The organism is Deltaproteobacteria bacterium (genome assembly GCA_019308995.1).
Classification (GTDB): Bacteria; Desulfobacterota; Desulfarculia; order Adiutricales; family JAFDHD01; genus JAFDHD01.
Map to the genome: position 1 here is coordinate 1 of JAFDHD010000008.1, position 19,424 is coordinate 19,424.

Genomic DNA, 19,424 nt, shown 5'->3' on the forward strand with positions numbered 1-19,424 from the left:
CCTGTGTGCTCGGTTACTCCATGGGCGGACGAATCGGACTCCAGTTTGCGTTGAAATATCCTGAAATGGTTACGGGGCTGGTCTTCGCCAACAGCGGCGTTATGTTGCCAGACATACAGCCTTCGCCTGAACAGATCGCCGAGATGATGGAACGCCGGGAGCAGATGATGGATTTGATAGAAACCGATGATATCGAGGCGATCGCTGACGCCATGGCTGAGCGTTCTCTTTCACCCGGCTTCAAGGACAAGGAGCCAGCTACATTTCAAAGATACAAAGAAGTCAAGCTGCAAAATAATCCCAAGCCATACCTTCCAATTATGCAGGCCATGACCGAGGCTATGGCCAACCCGCCGGACCTGACCCAATTGAGATGCCCGGCTTTAATTATCGCTGGGGAGCATGATAGCTTTATGGCCGTGGATGTAGCTAGCTCGATGGAAAAAGCCATCAAGGACGCGACGGTAAAAATCCTGCCGACAGGACATGCCGCTGCCATTGAAGCGCCGGAGGAATTCAACAAGGCCGTGCTTGGTTTCATGAACAGTTTGTAACGGTCAGTACGACCGATTTTTTTTGGCGGTTAGGATAGAATTTTTTTATCGGCTCTTCTCTATAATAAGAGACTCCTATGCGTTTTATACCGGCCATGATGTCTTCTTCAAAAGGGACTGGACCTGCCTGGTGGTTTTTATTTCGTGAAGACAAGCTTCTGGCCAAACAGCAGGATGGAGTCACCGCCATCCTGTATCTTACTGACCTGGCCGCATTAAACCTGAAGCCAATACGCACCCAATACCTGGGTAAACTTAACGGCAGCCCGTGCTATTCAGGGGAATTAGACCATGATGCGGCGGCGCCTTCCGGAATGACCTTTTTAGGGCTGCGGCGTCTGTTTGAACAGGTTGAACAGGATTTATTTAACATAGCCGGTCGTGCTTTTCAGATCGTTAAGTGGGATCAAACACATCAGTATTGCAGCAGATGCGGCGCGCCTACCGAAACCAAAAGCGACGAGAGAGCTAAAATCTGCCTCAAATGCGGGCTTATAAATTATCCACGAATCTCCCCGGCCATCATCGTGGCAGTGGTTAAAAAAAACCAGATACTCCTGGCCCGCAGCGAACGGTTTCCCACCGGATTCTATAGTGTGCTGGCCGGCTTTGTGGAGCCTGGAGAAACATTTGAAGACTGTGTAAAGAGGGAAGTCAAGGAGGAAGTTGGTCTAGATGTGAAAAATATACGCTACTTTGGCAGCCAACCCTGGCCATTCCCGGATTCTCTTATGGTTGGCTTTATAGCTGATTATGATGGTGGCAAAATACTGATAGATAAAACTGAGATTAAAGATGCCGGCTGGTTTACAGCTCACGACCTTCCTCAAATTCCTGGTAAAATCAGCATCGCCCGGCGTCTGATTGACTGGTTCGTGCAGAACTATCAATAGATACTTATTACAACCTGGCTAGTATTCAAATACGGATTTCATGATAATCGCTGTTTCCATGTGAAAAGAAACAGGCCTTTAACCGGTAAGTGACATCAATTAATCTGGAGAAGAATCTAATTTTATAAAACAGATAAATATATCACGCCTGATATAACAGCCATGTGCCTGTTTTATCTTCAAGCTTTTTCAGTTAAAAAAATCAGGACGGCATTAAAAAGCTCTGGGAAATCTTTATCTTAAAGGCCTAACTCGAGTTTCGGGCGGGGCCGGTTCCGACCTCTTTTAGGGAAACGAGTGAAATTCTCGTCAACAACGGCCCGATTATTTCGAACAGAACCGTTGAGGCTATGACAACAGGGAGGATTATCTCACCTAGGTCTGGACGTCGTTCAACTGCAAGAAGGGCCATGCCCAGGGCGATTCCGGCCTGAGGCATCAAGGCCATTCCCATCCATCGCTTAAATGGCGGGTCGGCCTGACTCAGAACTCCCCCGCTCACAGAACCAACAAAACGTCCTATAATCCGAAAGATAATATAGGCCAATCCGAGCAAGCCGATCTGCGAGAGCGATCCAGCCTGGAGCGAAGCTCCTGCCAAGACGAAAAACAGGATCATAAAAGGCCATTCAATACCTTCAATGGCATGGAAAGGACGCGAATGATGGTGGGCCAGATTTGCAACCACGGCCCCCAGAACCATCGAGGCCAGTAAAAATGAAACATCAAGCCACATTGCGACTCCGCCGCATAAAAAAACCAAACCCAGCGCCTCAACCAAGGTGGGTTCTCCCGGCCGAATCCGGCCGGTCAGGAAGGCCATGGGGAGGCCCAGGCCGACACCGACAAGAATAGCACCGCCAATCTCCCAGGCACCGGTCAGCAATGTGGCCAGGCCTTCACTATGTCCACCGAAGGCCTGGGCCGCGGTAAGCAGGAGGCTGAAAACAATCAGGCCCCAGACGTCATCAACGGCTACAATACCAAGCAGGGTGCGCGTGAACAGACCATCTGATTTGGTTTCGTAAACAACGTCAATCGTGGCCGCCGGATCAGTGGCTGCAGCGATTCCTGCAAGCAGCAAAGCGATCTCTACCCGCACCCCAATCAAGAGCAGACCGACCAGGACCACCGAGACCGTCATCACTACCTCAGAAACAGAAAACCAAAGCACCAGTTTGCCATGCTGGCGCAAGGCGGAAAGTGTAAATTTCTCTCCCAGGAGAAAGCCGATCATGACCAGGGCCAGGTTCGTCACTACAGAAAACCACGGCTCGTCTTCTGGAGACAACAGGTGTAAGCCAGAGGGGCCAATCACGAAACCAAAAATCAACAGGAGCGTAACACGAGGCAATCGAGTGCGGCGGCCGATCAGATCAGTCGCAAGTCCTAAAAGAAATAACGCACCTAAAGTAATGATTATTCTAGCCGAATCATGCATCTTTCTTTACAAACTTTGGCACTGTCCTCTCAGCTTTCCAAGAACAAACTTAGAAGGATAAGAAAGATTAAATCTTTCTGATTAATAATGGTTCTTTATGTCCCAGGGTATGAGGGTCATGATACTTGCCCATGGCCCTGGTTTTTTCTCATGGATAATACGGTTTATTCTCTGCTCATTACTGTCCCACACTTACTGCATTTCTGATCATAGCATGGAACCCCCAATTGATGAGGATCTCTTTGGCCGCAGTTTGGGCAGACGCAGAATCCGCCGGGGCCTGCCGCCCGGCCGCCTTGTCGGCCTCGGCCTCCGCCCCCTTGGCCTCGGCCTCCGCCTCCGCCGGCAGCTCCGCCGCTCGGTCCTGTCCCGTCTCCTCTTGGCATTTTCGCTTCTCCTTTCTGTTCGCTTTAAAGAATTTTATTCACCTGTGCGCATATTCGAGCGTAACTTCCTGAAAAAATTTCCGCGAATGCATCAAATAAAGCTCCAGGTCTTTGGCAAAACATACATATCCAGCTAGAAACACCCTGCTTCACGGCGCCCCTTGGTTGCAGCTATCTCCAGCGTAGCAACCGGCTCACTCCTTTAAGCCCTTTCTCATCAGGTTAGTCTTCGCTACTGGCAGCAGCCTCCTCAGTTGACATCCTGTAGGGATTTATAGTCAGAACAGGAATTGGGGATTTTTGAACAACATGATTTGCAACACTCCCGAATACAATTCGCTTGATCATCCTTCGGCCGTGAGTACCCATGATGATAAGATCAATGTCTTGTGACTGAGCGTATTTCAGAATCTCCTCGGCAGGATATCCAGAGACGACCTTGACCTTGACCGGATAATCTTTGAAACTGGCGGCTATGAATTCTTCAAGCTTTTTTTCAGCGCCTTTTACAATTTCAGATTCAAAGTCGCTCATATAGGCGTAAGGCATATCAATACTGACGTAGTATCCGGTGACATGCGCCACAAAAACAACATGAATTTCCGCTTCGAACTTATCGGCCATATCTTGAACATAAGAAACGATATGAGCTGAAGCCTCAGAAAGATCCACAGGAAACAATATCTTATTGAATTTCGTCATGGTATTCTCCTTTTTTATCCGGAATTCACAGCTACTATTTTACTCTCTTGGTATTGACCAGCCATAACATCCATAAGATCAATATAGATTTCTCATTCTCTACTTATTTATTTACTACTTACCTCCAATAATTTCAAATAATCTTCTTGGATTAGCCTTGCATCTTCCTTGTTTCCTTAGAAAATGCACCCGGGAACCACAAGGACCCTATTTAAAATCATTCTAGGCATGAAGCGTGCCATCTTATGATGATCCTAGTAAAGACTGTAAATTCAGACAGTTGTCATCGTAGATTCCCTGAAATTTTTTTTCATCCAGCCAAATTTAGAAAAAATTCGAAATTCTGCTTCTTAAAAATTCAAAACAAACGGTTCAATATAAATAATATTAATATTTACATTATTTAAGAAATATATCTTTTGAGAGGAATAATTGGCTAATTTGGAAACTGATGAATATGCAGGCATGATACAGAAAGGTTTAATCTATCCCTAATTTTTTTTTGCGGTAACGAAAGGTGTGGTGGTTTATATTTAGAAGTTTTGCGGCCTTACTTTCGTTTCCCTTAGCCATCCTGAGGGCCTCCTCGATATAGAACTTTTCCATTGATTTCTGAATGGAGGATATGTCAATACCTGCTGGGGGAATGGGCGGGAACTCAGGTTTCTCCCTAACTGGCTCCACCATTTCACCTTTATTCACTCCTTCTAGCTCAAGGTCTTGGATTGTCAGCTCTGGCCCTGGGCCGGTCAGCACTCCTCTTTCAATAAGGTTTTTTATTTCACGCACATTACCAGTCCAGTTGTAGTTTTCCAAGGCACGTATTGCCTCGGGAGAAATATCTGTAAATGTTTTTGAAAATTTTTTATTGAACTCATATAAGAAATATTTGGCCAGAGGAAGAATATCATCCCGTCGCTCATTGAGCGAGGGAACTTTCACCTTCACCACGCCTAACCGGAAAAAAAGGTCTTTTCTGAACAGACCTTGGTCCATCATGGTGTCTATATTCTTATTAGTCGCTGAGACCACTCTGGTTTTGATTTTTAACTTTTTTGTTCCGCCAACTCTATAAAATTCACCGCCTTCGAGGAATCGGAGAAGCTCTGCCTGGGCCTCTAAACTCAAATCACCTACTTCATCGAGAAACAGAGTCCCATTAGCCGCATCTTCTATCAATCCTTTTTTACCTGTAGCGCTTGCCCCGCTAAAGGCTCCCTTTTCATACCCGAAGAGTTCGCTTGCGATAAGATCTTTTGGGATGGCGGCACAATTCACCACGGTTAAAGGGCCCTTGAAATTGGGGCTCCTGTAATGAATGGCGCTGGCAATCAGTTCTTTACCTGTACCAGTCTCACCGAGAATAAGAATCGGGGTGTCCGGGCTTTGAGCGACCTTCTTTATAAACTCCATCGTGTTCTGGATGACGTTGCTTTCCCCGATGAAGCAAGGGACGTTCTCTTCAAGGTATGTTTCCTGGAGGAGCTTGACCTCCTTCCTCAGCTTGACGGTTTCGAGGGCATTCTGAATGGTCACCTCCAAGCCATCCATATAGATAGGTTTTACCACATAATCATAAGCGCCAAGTTTCATGGCGGAGACCACGGTGTTGATGTCTTCATAGGCGGTGATCATGATGATCACAATCTCAGGATCCAGGGCCTTGATTTCACGAAGCGCATCAATCCCATTCATGCCTGGCAATCCAATGTCGAGCAGAACCAGGTCAGGCGGATTGTTTTTGATGGCTTCAATCGCCTCTTCGGCTGCGGGAAAGGTCTCCACCTGATAATCTGACTCAAGGGCCATGGTTATGCCTTCCCTGATAGTCTGTTCATCGTCAATAACATATAAGGAGAAGGAAATCATTTTCAGTTTAAAGGGCCCTTTTAACTGGAATTTCAATGATGAATTCAGCCCCGCCCCACTTACTGGTAGATACTCCCAAAGATCCGCCGTGGTCAGTAATAATTCTTTGATTGAGGCTGAGGCCTATCCCTGTGCTGTCTGTCTTGGTGGTATAAAAAGGATCAAAAATTTTATTCCTCAGATTTAATGGCACACCCGGACCTGAATCAGAGACCTTCACGATAATATGGTCATCTTCAATAGACGAGGTCACTCCTATTTTTCTAATGCCATCTATATTTTTCATGGCTTCAGCGGCATTAGTAACCAGGTTTAAAACCACCGCTTCGATCAGGTGTGGATCCATGTGGCACTTGGGCAGGTTCTCAGCCAAGGCTTTCTCAATCGTAATCCCGCTTCTCCGTAAGCTTACCGAGGAGAGGTTAACGGCTTCTTCGATAGGATGATTGATATCTGCTAAAACAAATTTAGGTTCACTCGGTTTGGAAAAATCCATGACCCTTTTGATAACGGACTCGATCTTGCTGGAAGCGGATTGAATTTGTTTCAGAATTTTTGGCACCTTTTCCAGATTTTCCGCTTTTTCGTAAATCTTTTCCAGTGTGTTCAAATAGATGTTGATCCCTGAGAGGGGATTCCTTATCTCATGAGCGATGCCAGCGGCAATACGCCCCAGGGAAGACATTCTATCTTTTATCGTTAGAAGGTTTTCCAGCTCCTTGGCCCGACTCATATCCATCATGTTGAACAGGGTCGCTTCCCTGCCTTGATATTCAATCAGGCTAGCCCGGCAATCAACCCATTTCATATCAGGCTTACTACCCATTTTGCCTGCAGGATAAAACCTGAAATCCGCGTCTAAAGTCTTGGCTTCCCCGGAAATGACACGCTGAAAAAACTGCTTGACCTTTTCGACGTCATCCGGATGAAAATTTTCAAAATCTGCAAGGTTAAATGATTCAGGCAAATCGCCGAACAGCCTTTTTTGTTCTGGATTCTCGTAAACGATCTTTCCATCCTGAACGATAAAGATGCCTGTTAATGAATTATCCACCAAATCACGCAAACTCTTCTCGCGCATCCGCACCGCCGCCTCTGCCTTCTCCCTTTCAATGATTCTTCCCAGACGCCCGGCAATAGCGTTGAGAAGGCTTTTCTCTTCGTCGAGAAAGGTTCTTCCCTTGTTCCCCAGTCTTTCTTCCAGGTAAAAAATCTCCAGAACACCGCTCAGCTCACCATGCACCATAACGTCAGAAGCCAGCTTCCAAGGAGTTTCCTTAAAATTCCTGGTCCTTGCTTCCAGACCTTCCAGGGTGACCCGGGCACACGCTATATCTGGAAACTCCAAGGCAGGAGGAATAAGGTAAACAACTCCCTGAAGCATCTCCCCGAGAGAAATCCCCGGTCTTTCAACTAAGCGAGAAATGGCAAAGAGACAATTCAGCTCCTTGACACGCTCGTTAAGCTTGTAAACCGTGTCCCGCAGCGCTTCTTCCGCCCGCTTGCGTTCCGTGATGTCCCGGGCCACCGTGGAAGTCCCAACAACCTTGCCTTCTGCATCTCTGATCGGAGATATGGTCAAGGAGACAGGTAGCAGTGTTCCGTCTTTCCGGGCGCGAATGGTTTCAAAGCGATCCACTTTCCCCCCCTGACTGATTTTCGACAGAACCTGCGGTAATTCATCAGAATGCTTGGGAGGAACCAGGATAGAAATGGGTTTCCCCATGATCTCTTCAGCCGAGTAACCGTAAATCTTTTCCGCACCAGTATTCCAGGTTTGTATAACGCCGTCCAACGTCTTGCCGATGATGGCGTCGTCAGAGGATTCCACAATGGCGGCTAACTGGTTCACCGCCTCCTTTGTTCGTTTGCGATCTTTCTCCAGTTCGAAATTACGCAAGGCAGAGGCAACATCTTCACCAACATCCTTTAAAAGCTCTCGCTCTTCCTCTTCTGATATGAATTCCCTTGGAATGGACGCACTCAAAAGACCATAGATTTTTTCTTCGTAGGCCAGCCGAAGAGTCATGGCCGCCCGGCCAGCGTAGTTTAAGGCTAAGGGGCAGTTCGTGCAGGTGGAGATTGGATTTTCGATGCAGACTACCTCAGATTGAGCCAGCGCTAAACGCGCGCAGTCAGTTAATTCACCACGCCTCAACTGTTCGACCATAGGCAAAAAATTCTGACCTAGCCCGGCCGCGGCAGCCTCAACCAGTTTCCCGGCCTCATCCAACAAAGCAATCCAAACGTTGTAATACCCTCGATTTTCTATAAGGATATCGCAGATGCCTTGAAGCAGCCTGGAGCGATCTTTTTCCTTGGCCAAAAACTGGTCAACATTCCGTACAGCCCGCAGTGAAAGATTAAGGTGCCTTATCTTCCTTTGGTCCTGCCTGAGCCTCAAGCTCCACAACCCAATGATCAAGCCGAAACATCCACCCAAAAGGACGGGAGTAACGTAACCTTTTAAAACGAGAGGAGCCTCCACCACGATTCTTTGCAAGGTGTAAAGCAGGCCAAACACAACTGCTCCAAGTAAAAATGATAGGACTCCGATGATCAACCTTGGCATAAAAGCATCCAGATTTTATTTAATAATGTAGATCCAAATCATAATTGCCAGACATCGCTTTTTTGAAGCTCGCGGTCCGGGTTAACTCAATTCCTGTCCGGCAAGTACTTCCGCTCCATGACAAGCCACTTTACCATGTTCTTGGAAACACGATCATCCAGATTATTAAGTTTCAGTTTAGCACCTTTGTCTCTTCTTGCAAAGGGGATACCCGGTCCTAGGTGCGCCCTCAACTTTACCAGGAAGCATCATACGAGTGAAGGAAATAAGAACGAGCACGTCCAGAAAAGGCGAATAAGTTGCAAGTAAAAAAACCTTCACCTTGAAGGACTGCTTCCTGTCCCTGGTTTTTCGACGCGATGAGTGGCATACACTTAACTCTTGCTATGAAGGAACCATCCGATGTAAATTGAAATAATCGGTTCTCCTGATTTCAGGATTGAGGCGCCTTGCAGTCATGCGGCCTGGGGTTTTAATTCATGTCATTAGGGGGCCGGATTAATTTTTGATGGTAAAAGTTCTCAAGACACTGTTAGAGGAATGTCATGGCTGAAATATCGAAGCAGTTGAAAATCCCTCAGCCTGATCCGAACTTTTTTATTTTGAGGGATCACAAGAAAAATTTGGATAGATTTGAAAAGATGTCGGAAAAGCATCCGGTAAATATACTTACAACCGGGAACCAAGGATGCGGCAAATCATCGCTTGTGAGGCAATTTGCCTATATCTATCAGAGGCCCCTGGTTACCTTTCAAATTGGGCTTCTGCTTGAGTCCGGCCAGCTCTTTGGTCAGCAAAGACTGAAAGGGGGCGAGACTTATTACCAGGAATTTTTATTTCCCAAAGCCATCCAGACGCCGGGTTGCATCATCCATCTGGAAGAGATAAACCGGTCAGAGAGCCCTTATGCCTTAAACGAACTTTTTTCCGTTCTGTCTGAAGATCGAAGCATCTGGATAGATGAACTGGGTTTTGTGGAGGTGGCCCCACGCGTCATCTTTTTCGCCACGATGAATGAGGGTGACGACTTCACAGGGACCGAGGAACTGGATGCGGCCTTAAAGGACAGGTTTTATCACATTCATCTCGAATACCTTCCCCCTGATGTGGAGAAGGAGGTTTTGGTCCGAAAAATCGGCTTGGATGAATCAAAGGCCGACCGCATTCTAAGAGTAGTAAATAGCATCAGAAACAATGATGAGCATGGGATGAGCATCTCGATAAGACACAGCTTGATGATCGCAGAGCTTGTCTCCCTGGGGGCGTCTTTAAAAGAAGCGATGATTTACAGTCTTCATTTATCAAAGGATACTCTGGAATCAACGCTCCTGGCCGTGCATGTCGAAACTCAAGAATTTGAGGGAAAAGAGGATGAGTATATCCTGTTTCTCCCGCAAGGGTGACCGGCATGGACGGCCTATTATAAAGCGATGAAAGCTTATTCGAAATACTGGCGAAAAAATCGCTCTGAGCATGAAGCAGCTGAGCTTGCCTTGAGTTTGAGGGCTTTACGCAAGGTGGCGGGCCATATTGGACAAAATACTAAACCGATTTTTTGGAAAGGGATGGTCGAAGCCGGTGAGAACGCTCTTCTTCTGGATGCGGAGGATATTAAAAACCTGCACCCCATTCCTCACCATAGGTTTGACATCCTGGTGGGCAAGGTTGTGCTGGAAGAACTGTCCACGACCGAATGGACTGACGCAGTAACAGAAAAGGTGTTTGAACAAAATCCTGATCTCGTTGAATCCGTGAAACCCTACCTGGCAAGTATCATAGATGCTGCGGAGGATATCTATATCCATGAACTGGTCAGGCCGCATGTTTGGTCCTTCTATTTATCAAAATACTGGCAGATTGAACTTCTGACGGAAAAGAGGAATTCGACCCCACTGCCAAGTCCGTCGAACCTCGCCAGCATCTGGAGGAGAAAGGTCATTGTCGGCGAGCAGACTGAGCACTTACCTTACTATTTTCAGGACCTTTTGAATATTTTGATCAGTTATACGACCGCTATCAAGGCGGTTATCTCTCTTCCCTCTTCAGTAAAAAGGAGGGACAGGAGAGTGGACCTCTATCTGAGAATGTGGTCTGAGGTTTTTCAAATCCTCTCCCAATGGGAAGAAAACCCGCTTAACCCTGATGCAACTGATTGGTTCGATGAGGCGCGCTCCAGGATCGAGAAGTTCGATGTCAGAAGCATGGGAAGGAATGAGCAAGAAGAAAGACAAAAGGATAAGCAAGAAACTGATGGACTCGAGGAGGATCTTGCTGCAAAGGTGAGCCGGCTTATGGAAGGGAAAGGATTCGACCAGACCCAGGGTCTAGCCGTTGCCATGGAGAGTCCTGCGGCATCTTCCATGGGAACCGTGTTCACGCGCAGTGAGATCAGAACGAATATCAAGCCTGATGAAAGGATCGTAAGACACCTTAAAAGAATTTTCAAGAAGCAGAAGGCCCTCATAAGAAGGTCAAAAAAAAAGTATATCAGAAGGAGACTGCCAGCAGGCAAGTTGGACGCTCGCCGCCTTTACAGGGTGCCGTTTGACGAAAAGGTGTTTAAGAACAAAGAAATCCCCCGTTCCGACCCCATGTGGCAAATTTGTATCGTGACCGATGCCTCGGCCTCCATGGCTGGTAGGGGGCAGAGCCAAGTACCCTGGGAAATCGCAGAAAGGACCTTTGTTTCCCTGGCAGCCGCCGCCAGAGGATTTAAGAATCATCTGGATATATACGCTTACAATGAAGAGAAAAAAATATGTCAATTAATTCAACTCTATCGCGGCGGAGAAATCTATTCAGTGGCTCCTGCCGGCCGGACACCTTCTGGAGAGGCCATTATGGCTGCCGCCATGAGGCTCAAGAAAAAATATCAAAAGAGCATCATCATTCACATCACCGACGGGGCAACCAACTGCGGGTTGCCTCTCAGCGAGGCGGCCAGATACTGCCTAGACAACAAGATTGAAGTGTTTACCATTGGCTGTGGTTGCAGTAGACAGACAAAGGATTATTTAAGGCAATCTTTTCCAACCAGCCGTCTCTATTTTATGAAAGATATAAATTTGTTGGCCGAGGGCCTGGAGCAGTTATTCAAGAAGAAGATCTTCAACCAGACTTATAATAATTAGTTTATTTATATAATCGAGGCTGAAGATCGCGGAGGGAAGTTTAGACTTGACAATCATGCAACTTAGTTGCATGATTGTTTTTAGTTGTATTTATATTTACATTTATAAAGAAAAAAACATGAAACGGCTCATCACGTCCGGGATATCATTGGCCTTTCTGCTTTGCGCTGGATATGCCCATGCGGATTCGATGAAGGTTTTCGTGAGCATCGTGCCTCAGAAGTATTTTGTACAAAAAATTGGTGGGGACCTGGTTGATGTTGCCGTTATGGTTGAACCCGGCGCCAGTCCGGCCACGTATGAACCCAAACCAGCCCAGATGGCCGCCCTGTCCAAGGCCAGGGTTTATTTTGCCATCGGGGCGCCTTTTGAGAAGGTCTGGCTGGAAAAGATTGCCGCGATCAATCCCAGGATGCAGGTCGTGCATACGGAAGAAGGGATAAAGAAACGCACCATGAAAGGCCATGGTCATTCTCGTGGCGGCATTAAAGATCCCCATGTCTGGCTTTCGCCCCCGGCGGTCAGAATTCTAGCTGGCAATATCTTTAAAGCCCTGTATGCCCTTGATCCGGTCAACGCCATGGTCTACGAGGCCAACTTCCATAAATTCATCGCAGAAATTGAAGAAATTCATACCGAACTGAAATCCATACTTAACGGGCATGTAGGCATGCAATTCATGGTTTTTCATCCGGCCTGGGGATACTTTGCTGACGCTTACGGACTGAAACAGCTCCCCATCGAGATAGAAGGCAAAGAACCAAAACCCGCTCAGCTGATGGCATTGATCGAACACGCCAGAAAACGCGGCGTCAGGATCATCTTTGTGCAGCCTCATTTTTCCATTAAAAGCGCTGAAATCATTGCCAGGGAGATCGGCGGGCAGGTGGTTTTCGCCGATCCTTTGGCAGAAAATTGGGCGGATAATTTACGGAAGCAGGCCAAAAAAATCAGAACCGCTCTGAAATAGGGATGAAAATGGATACCCCGATTATAGAAGTCAATAATGTCTGGTTTTCTTACAATGGAGCGCCGGTTCTTAAAGACGTTCATCTCCGGGTTCACCGGGAGGATTTTTTAGCCATTATTGGGCCGAACGGCGGCGGCAAGACCACCTTGGTCAAGCTAATGCTCGGCCTGCTGGAACCTGATCAGGGGACCATCCGGGTGTTAGACGTTTCTCCCAGGGAAGTCTCCCCCCGAACCGGGTACATGCCTCAGGACATTGGTATCAACCAGAGTATTCCGATGACCGTAATGCAGGTCGTTCTCATGGGTACAATGCGGGGCGGCGGCGGCTGGCGCCGGTTTTCCAAGGCCGATCTCAGGGCCGCTCAGGAAACCCTTGAACATATTGATATGTGGGAACACCGCAAACAGCGCATCGGTGAGCTGTCCGGCGGGCAAAGACAGCGGGTGCTGCTGGCCAGAGCCATGGTCGGTCAGCCGGAACTGCTTTTTTTGGACGAACCGACGGCCAGTATAGATACGAAAGGGCAGACGGATTTTTATGAGTTTCTGAAAGAACTCAACAAGACGACCACTATCGTGGTGGTCAGTCACGATTTCATGGTGCTTTCAAGCTATATCAAATCCATAGCCTGTGTTAATGAAAAGCTTTTCTTTCATGATCGCCCGGAACTCACCAAGGATATGCTGGAAATGGCTTACCACTGCCCGGTGGAGTTGATAGCCCACGGTATGCCTCATCGCGTTTTGCATATCCATGAGGACGAATGACATGCTGGAAGCCTTAAGTTTTGAATTCATGCGAAACGCCCTGTTGGCTGGTCTGCTGGCCGGTATTACCTGCGGGATCATCGGTACATTCGTCGTTGTCAACCGCATTGTTTTTATCTCCGGCGGCATCGCCCATGCGGCCTACGGCGGGGTCGGTCTGGCTTTTTTCTTAGGATTGTCCCCGCTGGTGGGCATCCTGGGGTTTTCTCTTTTTGTCTCGTTCCTCATGGCCATGATCAGCCTGAAGACAAGACACCGGGCAGACACGGTTATCGGCGTCCTCTGGGCGGTCGGCATGGGCCTGGGCGTGATCTTGATTGATCTGACACCGGGATACAATGTGGACCTGATGAGTTACCTCTTTGGCAGTATTCTGACCGTTCCCGCTTCTGATCTCTGGATAATGCTGGTCATAAATATCCTGATCATCCTGATCGTGGGATACTTCTATCATGATCTGGTAGCCATGTCCTACGACGAGGAATTCGCCCAGGTTCGAGGCGTTCCGGTCAGAGTGCTCTATTTCATGCTCATGGCCATGATCGCTCTTTCCGTGGTCATGATTGTTCAGGTCGTTGGGCTGATTCTAGTCATCGCCCTTTTGACCATCCCGCCTTATATTGCGGAAAAGTTTTCCGGATCAATGCTTCAAATGATGATTTATTCCATCCTCCTTAACCTGATTTTTTCCTCGACCGGACTCTGGCTCTCCTTTACCTTCAACCTGACCTCTGGGGCCTCAATCATCATGGTCGCGGCCGCGTGCTTCTTTTTCGTTTTGTTTTTGAGCCGTTTTTGGCCCAAGACAACCAAATGGAATTCTGAAACTAAAGCCGAATACTTGACTAAAAATCTTTCATGACTTGCTTATATGGAGAAGGCTTATGAACGTCAGCGTTGATTTCGCAGAGTTGCTTGATATTTGCGGTATACCTGCCACGCCGCATCGTTTGGCGGTTCTTAAGGTAATTTCTGAAAGCCCGTCTCCGGTGCGGGCCCAGGATATCCTGGAAAAGCTTCATAAAACCAAAAACATCAACAAGGTCACTGTTTATCGTATCCTGGATTTGTTTGTGGAGAAGCATCTTGTGGAGCGTATCAGCTCCGGAGACCGATCATTTCGATATGGGCTGGCCACACAGGTCCACGGCCGGCCTCACGCCCATTTCTACTGCACAACCTGCGGCACCATGGAGTGCTTGAGTCCGGAAGATTTAAAGATAGACACCAGGCGGCTAAACCGTGCCTTCCCAGGGGCGATTAAAAAATTCGAAATCCGCCTGGACGGGACCTGCAGTAACTGCCTTAAGAGCTATTAAAAAATTAACGCCAGATGACCCTGGTGAGAGAATAAGCCGGTACTTCAATTTCGGCAGAGGCCTTGATAACCCGGGTCGGCGGTGCGCCCCTTGCAAAGTTATGGGTGAGATCAGGCGTGTCAAATGTCTCTATCCTGGTCGGGAGTCGCCCGTTTTTAAAGGCTGAAAACCTACATTTCCTGGGGTTACTGCCGGCATTGTGGATCATAACGGCTGCTCCCCACGGGACGGACCTCTTTTTCCTCAAGGGCCCGTGAGAGCTTTACCTGTAGTGAAGCGCTGATATCACCCACTTCATCAAGGAAAAGCACGCCACCTTGAGCTTCTCGAAACATGCCCGGACGATCTGAAATCGCTCCGGTGAAGGCGCCCTTTACGTGCCCGAACAGCTCGGACTCCAGAAGCGTATCAGGCAGGGCGCCGCAGTTGACCGCCACAAAAGGAGTCCAACAGGTCTTTATGATCTCTTATTCTAAGGTTTAGTGCCGGCTCATTCTTTTTATTATTGTGCATGCTTGGCCCCCGTCCCCTGGCTGTCTCATTATGTAACGCGTTCTGGATAAATGTCTTAAAAAGTTACAAGTAGTTGATTATATGTGCAACATTAGGCCGATGCCAACCACCCTGAAAAACCTGGAAGATAAAAGAGTTACAATAAGTTAGAAGCCACACCATCCGTTTGGCCCTTTTTTTGTTCTAATTAATATGTTATTAGATTTATTGGGATATCAAGAGACAGTGAGCTCGCAAGGCTCGATGATTAACTGCGTAAGCAACATAGCCCCAGGAGGTAAAAATGGCCGTAAATTCTGAAAAAATGGGTGCAACGGGATTGGATGCGGATGAGCTGCGTCAAAAGGCTCTCCTTTATCATATTCCAGCCGTTACTCCCAAAGAGGACAGGGAAAAACAAGGCGCATGGATCATAACCAAAGGAGAAGGCGCAAAGATTTATGACATCAACGGCCGCGAGTATCTGGACGCCGTGGGCGGCGGGACCCTGGCCGTGGGACTGGGTTATGGCAGCGAAGAAATGGCCAAGGCCATCTATGAGCAGGCCCGTCAGATGCATTATACCGCGCCTTATCTCGGGGTGACGCCGTCAACCATCCTGCTGGCGGAAAAACTGGCTGAAATAACCCCGGGCAGCCTGTCAGCGACCTGGTTCACCAGCGGCGGGTCCGAGGCCGTGGAATCAGCTGTCAAGCTGGCCAAGCAGTATCATTTTTTTACGAAATCCAGGGAACGATACAAAGTCATTTCACGTAATTACGCGTATCATGGGACCACGGCCGGCGCTTTAAGCCTGACCGGACCCTGCCAGTCCCATGAATTTTTAAGGTTCCTGGGTGAACCTGCCTTGATGCCCGGCGTCTCTCATATCTGCGCTCCTTACTGCTACCGCTGTGAACTCGGACTCGAATATCCAGGTTGTGACATCGCCTGCGCTAAGGAGCTTGAAGAGGAAATCGAGAAACAAGGCCCAGAGACAGTGAGCGCCTTTATCGGTGAGCCGGTTATCGGAGCGGGCGGCTGCATTCCGCCGGTGCCTGAATACTGGCCCATGATTCGCTCCATCTGCGATAAATACGGGGTGGTCATGATTGCAGACGAGGTCATTAACGGCTTTGGCCGCACGGGCAAATGGTTTGCCTGCGAACATTGGGGTATTGAGCCTGACATCATGACCATGGCCAAGAACATCAGCGGCTGCTATATCCCCCTGGGCGCAACCATCATTAAGGCTGAGATGGTCGAAAAAATACCTCTTTTCATGCATGTGTATACCTTTAGCGGACATGCCGTGGCCTGTGCTGCTGGGCTGAAAGCCATTGAGATCATGGAAAGGGAGAAAATGATAGACCATGTGGCTGAGGTCGGGGCCTATATGCTTGATGGACTCAAGACCTTATATGATCATCCTACCGTGGGGGACGTCAGAGGTCTGGGTCTTATTGCCGGAGTCGAACTGGTCAAGGACCGGAAAACCAAGGAGATTTTTAACGCCCGCGAAGCGGTGTCGGATAAGGTGGCTAACCGGGCTCTGGATTATGGTGTTTTTATTCGAGGTTCAGGGAACAGTGTTATCGAGATTGCCCCAAATTATAACTTTTCCAGAAAGAATGTTGACACGCTGTTAGATGTGCTTGACAGAAGCTTGACGGATATTGAGAAGGAGCTCTAGCCTGATGAACCATACATGGCCTTGTTATTTGAGAATGGAAAATTGAAGCTCCCTGCTGCAAGCAGCAGGGAATCTTCCAAATGTAAGGTAAGTTGGGCCATTTTAATTTCGCTCGCATTCCCCGCAGCAAGCTGCGGGGAATGCGCTCGCAGGCATATAGATACCCCCGGGCTTGCCCGGGGGTATCTATCTCCGGCTAAGTAATCAGTAGCTCGTATCGTTTCCATGGGCCTCTTGCCTCCGGTTTGAAAAAGACGCCATGTAATAGCATGAGCGCGCTTGTACCTGTTGAAGTTCAGTAAAGACATCCCTAAAAAGACACCAGTGCCATGCAGCAGATCACGCCGAGTTATGGATTTTTTCAGTAATACCTTCACCTTTCCTTAGCTTCATATCCAATACTTGTTCAACGATAGTACAAACACGAATACTCATTTTTATTCTATCTCAGGCTCCTCCGATTCTTCACGCATCCATACCACTGGCCTGTACTCCCGAGGCACAACGCCCTCCTGCTTGAAATCGGGCCAGCCCAAAACCAATGTAGTCACCACACGCCAGGGAGGTTTAAGTCCGATCTTATCTGCGATTTCAGGGGAATTGGCGGGGGCGGCCAAAAATCCGACCCAGCAAGCTTTGATCCCTAATGAATTGGCCACGAGGTTCATGTTCTGGCCCGCGATCCCGATGTTCAGCTCCGGGCTTCCTATGGCCCGTTCATCCCCAGCTAAAAGAATCACACATGGAGCCTTGAGAGAGGCAGGCATATTCTTTCTGGCAATCGAGCCCATGCCGCCTAATGCCAGCCGAGGGTCAAACGTTCCTCCACCCGGACTGCTTTCAACCACAGGCACGAGATTCTGCACGGTTTCATCGTTCTTATACATGGTGTAAATCCCGTTTATCCCGTTATAAGCAATTTCGTCCATCTCATTGATCAGGCTCCTGTTTGTGATGACAAAGAATTTCCACGGCTGGCAGTTCCCGGCGCTAGGCGCGAATCGGCCCGCTTCAAGGACACGACGAATAAAAGATTCAGGCACGGGTTCGTCCTTAAAGTTCCTGACACTCCGGCGTTCCATAATTTCCCGCTCCACCGCATTCCACTTATCCGGATTCCCGTCAGCGTCTCCCGGCTCCATGGGCAGTCTCGCTTCAAGAGGCCCTGGGTCCGTTTTCCAGTATCCATCATCAACACGGTATGGTTCGGCAATGGAAATAGCCTCCGTTGGGCAGGCGACCATGCAGTTATAACAGCTGAAGCACTCGTACTCATCCTTCAGCCTGGGAAACTCATCTTCACCCATCTCCCAGGCCTTAAAAGGACAATTTAGAATGCACAATCCACAGCCGGTGCAAATGTCCTTATCTACCTCCATCACCCCCATGTGAACGGTTTCCGGGCGTAAAATTGATTTTACATCTTCCCAAGGCATAACTTCCTCCTTTATAATAAGGTAGTTTCCAAATTCGCCCACCATAAATCAAAATACTTCTGGCCGAAATTTGTTTGGATCATCAAGCGAAAAAAAATGAAAGAGCCGTTTTAAATAATTTTGTTGACAGCTAATCTCTGTCAGAAAAAATCGGGATTAATATTCTTCCTTCAAAACTTCCTGATGCACTGTCAGACCGGTCTCAGCATCGGCCGGTTTTCCAGGCGCAAGAAGTTAAACCTCCTCTATGCCGAGAACTTCCATCATAGGCGATCTGATATCTTCACGATCAAGCATGCCCCCCCTGATTCCTCCATCCACGTGCAGGGCGGCTCCATTGACAAAGCTAGAATCGTCGCTTGCAAGCCAGAGGACGGCCTTGGCAATATCCTCGGGCAGGCCGCTGCGCTTGATGGCCTGAACGTTCTTAAAAATAGACTGGATCGGTTCAACGGTTTGTTTGGCTTCCTCGATCGAAAACCCGAGCGCTCTCCCGAATAGAGGTGTAGCAATCCCGCCGGGACAGACGCAGTTCACACGGATATTGAACTCGCCTAGTTCCACGGCCACGGAACGGGTGAGGTGGATGACCGCGGCCTTACAGGCGCTGTAAGTGTGGCCGGCGAAACCCGTTTTGTGTCCGGCTACACTGGCGGTGCTGATGATGCTGCCTTCACCCTGTTTTTTCATAACCGGCGCGGCATATTTCATGCCCATAAACACGGCCCGGAAGAGTATGGCTACCGTTATATCAAAGCCCAGCATAGGGACCTCATCAATCAGCCCCCCGGCGCCGCCGATGCCAGCGTTATTGAATAAACAATCAAGGCGTCCAAATTTTTCCTGGGCATAGTCAACCATGGCTTTAATATCATCTTCCTGAGCCACGTTAGTATGGAGGTAAATAGTGCTGGCCCCAAGCTCTTTAGCCAGCTCCTGGCCCTCGTCATCTAAAATATCAGCGATTACAACTCGAGCGCCCTGCCTAATAAAGAGCCGCACCGTGGCCTCGCCAATCCCGCTCGCTCCGCCGGTTATTATAGCGACCTTGCCATCCAATTTCCCCATTCGACTACCTCCTTGTTTAGTATTGACAATACCTGCCTCTTAAAATAGAGCAATTGGATAGTGGTTATCAATAAAGTAATCCACCTCGGATGAGAAAATTAATTCTCATTTCATTATTACTTCTATTC

General features: G+C 48.2%; 17 protein-coding genes. 10 read left to right on the forward strand and 7 right to left on the reverse strand.

All coding sequences use genetic code 11. The features are described from left to right. The coding region (locus JRI95_02835; GenBank protein MBW2060480.1) for an alpha/beta fold hydrolase at positions 1–554 on the forward strand (554 nt) is incomplete at its 5' end. A gap of 95 nt (positions 555–649) precedes the next feature. Next, the gene (gene nudC / locus JRI95_02840) at positions 650–1,447 is read left to right on the forward strand and encodes an NAD(+) diphosphatase (GenBank protein MBW2060481.1); all 798 of its coding nucleotides are present in this window, start codon (positions 650–652) and stop codon (positions 1,445–1,447) included. Positions 1,448–1,694: 247 nt separating this feature from the next. Here the strand turns inward: nudC and JRI95_02845 are convergent, their stop codons facing one another. Next, on the reverse strand, positions 1,695–2,888 hold the full coding sequence (locus JRI95_02845; protein ID MBW2060482.1) for a cation:proton antiporter: 1,194 nt from the start codon (positions 2,886–2,888) through the stop codon (positions 1,695–1,697). Positions 2,889–3,102: 214 nt separating this feature from the next. On the opposite strand from JRI95_02845, the gene JRI95_02850 reads away from it, so the two are divergent. Beyond that, on the forward strand, positions 3,103–3,411 hold the full coding sequence (locus JRI95_02850) for a hypothetical protein (GenBank protein ID MBW2060483.1): 309 nt from the start codon (positions 3,103–3,105) through the stop codon (positions 3,409–3,411). Between the two features lie 85 nt (positions 3,412–3,496). On the opposite strand, the gene JRI95_02855 is transcribed toward JRI95_02850, so the two are convergent. The 3 genes from JRI95_02855 to JRI95_02865 form a co-directional block, all read right to left on the reverse strand. Continuing rightward, entirely contained in the window at positions 3,497–3,976 is a 480-nt protein-coding gene (locus JRI95_02855; protein MBW2060484.1) for a universal stress protein, read from the reverse strand. 480 nt (positions 3,977–4,456) lie between these two features. Further along, positions 4,457–5,845: a sigma-54-dependent Fis family transcriptional regulator gene (locus JRI95_02860; GenBank protein MBW2060485.1), complete on the reverse strand. Its 1,389-nt coding sequence runs from the start codon at positions 5,843–5,845 to the stop codon at positions 4,457–4,459. Positions 5,846–5,852: 7 nt separating this feature from the next. Continuing rightward, a complete protein-coding gene (locus JRI95_02865; protein MBW2060486.1) occupies positions 5,853–8,417 on the reverse strand; it encodes a PAS domain S-box protein in 2,565 nt (854 codons plus the stop codon). Between the two features lie 545 nt (positions 8,418–8,962). Between JRI95_02865 and JRI95_02870 the strand changes: the two genes are divergently transcribed. The 6 genes from JRI95_02870 to JRI95_02895 all read left to right on the forward strand — a co-directional run bounded on the left by JRI95_02870 (position 8,963) and on the right by JRI95_02895 (position 14,607). Beyond that, positions 8,963–9,820 (forward strand): AAA family ATPase, encoded by an 858-nt coding sequence (locus JRI95_02870; protein MBW2060487.1) that lies wholly within the window; start codon positions 8,963–8,965, stop codon positions 9,818–9,820. 27 nt (positions 9,821–9,847) lie between these two features. After that, positions 9,848–11,548, forward strand: coding sequence for a hypothetical protein (locus JRI95_02875; GenBank protein MBW2060488.1), 1,701 nt, complete (start codon positions 9,848–9,850; stop codon positions 11,546–11,548). 118 nt (positions 11,549–11,666) lie between these two features. After that, on the forward strand, positions 11,667–12,518 hold the full coding sequence (locus tag JRI95_02880; protein MBW2060489.1) for a zinc ABC transporter substrate-binding protein: 852 nt from the start codon (positions 11,667–11,669) through the stop codon (positions 12,516–12,518). 8 nt (positions 12,519–12,526) lie between these two features. Continuing rightward, positions 12,527–13,288: a metal ABC transporter ATP-binding protein gene (locus JRI95_02885; GenBank protein MBW2060490.1), complete on the forward strand. Its 762-nt coding sequence runs from the start codon at positions 12,527–12,529 to the stop codon at positions 13,286–13,288. A gap of 1 nt (position 13,289) precedes the next feature. Then, positions 13,290–14,150 (forward strand): metal ABC transporter permease, encoded by an 861-nt coding sequence (locus tag JRI95_02890; GenBank protein MBW2060491.1) that lies wholly within the window; start codon positions 13,290–13,292, stop codon positions 14,148–14,150. A gap of 22 nt (positions 14,151–14,172) precedes the next feature. Beyond that, the gene (locus JRI95_02895) at positions 14,173–14,607 is read left to right on the forward strand and encodes a transcriptional repressor (GenBank protein ID MBW2060492.1); all 435 of its coding nucleotides are present in this window, start codon (positions 14,173–14,175) and stop codon (positions 14,605–14,607) included. A gap of 185 nt (positions 14,608–14,792) precedes the next feature. Here the strand turns inward: JRI95_02895 and JRI95_02900 are convergent, their stop codons facing one another. Further along, positions 14,793–15,071 carry a sigma 54-interacting transcriptional regulator gene (locus JRI95_02900; GenBank protein ID MBW2060493.1) on the reverse strand — a complete coding sequence of 93 codons (279 nt, stop codon included), beginning with the start codon at positions 15,069–15,071 and terminating at the stop codon, positions 14,793–14,795. A 332-nt stretch (positions 15,072–15,403) separates the two neighbouring features. On the opposite strand from JRI95_02900, the gene JRI95_02905 reads away from it, so the two are divergent. Then, positions 15,404–16,792: an aspartate aminotransferase family protein gene (locus tag JRI95_02905; GenBank protein ID MBW2060494.1), complete on the forward strand. Its 1,389-nt coding sequence runs from the start codon at positions 15,404–15,406 to the stop codon at positions 16,790–16,792. 437 nt (positions 16,793–17,229) lie between these two features. On the opposite strand, the gene JRI95_02910 is transcribed toward JRI95_02905, so the two are convergent. Both JRI95_02910 and JRI95_02915 read right to left on the reverse strand, forming a co-directional pair. After that, entirely contained in the window at positions 17,230–18,228 is a 999-nt protein-coding gene (locus tag JRI95_02910) for a nitroreductase family protein (GenBank protein ID MBW2060495.1), read from the reverse strand. Positions 18,229–18,462: 234 nt separating this feature from the next. Continuing rightward, positions 18,463–19,296, reverse strand: a complete 834-nt coding sequence (locus JRI95_02915) for a glucose 1-dehydrogenase (GenBank protein MBW2060496.1) — start codon at positions 19,294–19,296, stop codon at positions 18,463–18,465. Positions 19,297–19,424 lie beyond the last annotated feature (128 nt).

Bases quoted from the DNA above. Each gene is read 5' to 3' on its own strand.
- JRI95_02880 (MBW2060489.1), top strand. From the start codon at position 11,667: ATGAAACGGCTCATCACGTCCGGGATATCATTGGCCTTTCTGCTTTGC.
- JRI95_02895 (MBW2060492.1), top strand. From the start codon at position 14,173: ATGAACGTCAGCGTTGATTTCGCAGAGTTGCTTGATATTTGCGGTATA.
- JRI95_02905 (MBW2060494.1), top strand. From the start codon at position 15,404: ATGGCCGTAAATTCTGAAAAAATGGGTGCAACGGGATTGGATGCGGAT.
- JRI95_02855 (MBW2060484.1), bottom strand. From the start codon at position 3,976: ATGACGAAATTCAATAAGATATTGTTTCCTGTGGATCTTTCTGAGGCT.
- JRI95_02875 (MBW2060488.1), top strand. From the start codon at position 9,848: ATGAAAGCTTATTCGAAATACTGGCGAAAAAATCGCTCTGAGCATGAA.
- JRI95_02865 (MBW2060486.1), bottom strand. From the start codon at position 8,417: ATGCCAAGGTTGATCATCGGAGTCCTATCATTTTTACTTGGAGCAGTT.
- JRI95_02870 (MBW2060487.1), top strand. From the start codon at position 8,963: ATGGCTGAAATATCGAAGCAGTTGAAAATCCCTCAGCCTGATCCGAAC.
- JRI95_02890 (MBW2060491.1), top strand. From the start codon at position 13,290: ATGCTGGAAGCCTTAAGTTTTGAATTCATGCGAAACGCCCTGTTGGCT.
- JRI95_02845 (MBW2060482.1), bottom strand. From the start codon at position 2,888: ATGCATGATTCGGCTAGAATAATCATTACTTTAGGTGCGTTATTTCTT.
- JRI95_02850 (MBW2060483.1), top strand. From the start codon at position 3,103: ATGGAACCCCCAATTGATGAGGATCTCTTTGGCCGCAGTTTGGGCAGA.
- JRI95_02860 (MBW2060485.1), bottom strand. From the start codon at position 5,845: ATGATTTCCTTCTCCTTATATGTTATTGACGATGAACAGACTATCAGG.
- JRI95_02885 (MBW2060490.1), top strand. From the start codon at position 12,527: ATGGATACCCCGATTATAGAAGTCAATAATGTCTGGTTTTCTTACAAT.
- JRI95_02915 (MBW2060496.1), bottom strand. From the start codon at position 19,296: ATGGGGAAATTGGATGGCAAGGTCGCTATAATAACCGGCGGAGCGAGC.
- nudC (MBW2060481.1), top strand. From the start codon at position 650: ATGATGTCTTCTTCAAAAGGGACTGGACCTGCCTGGTGGTTTTTATTT.
- JRI95_02910 (MBW2060495.1), bottom strand. From the start codon at position 18,228: ATGCCTTGGGAAGATGTAAAATCAATTTTACGCCCGGAAACCGTTCAC.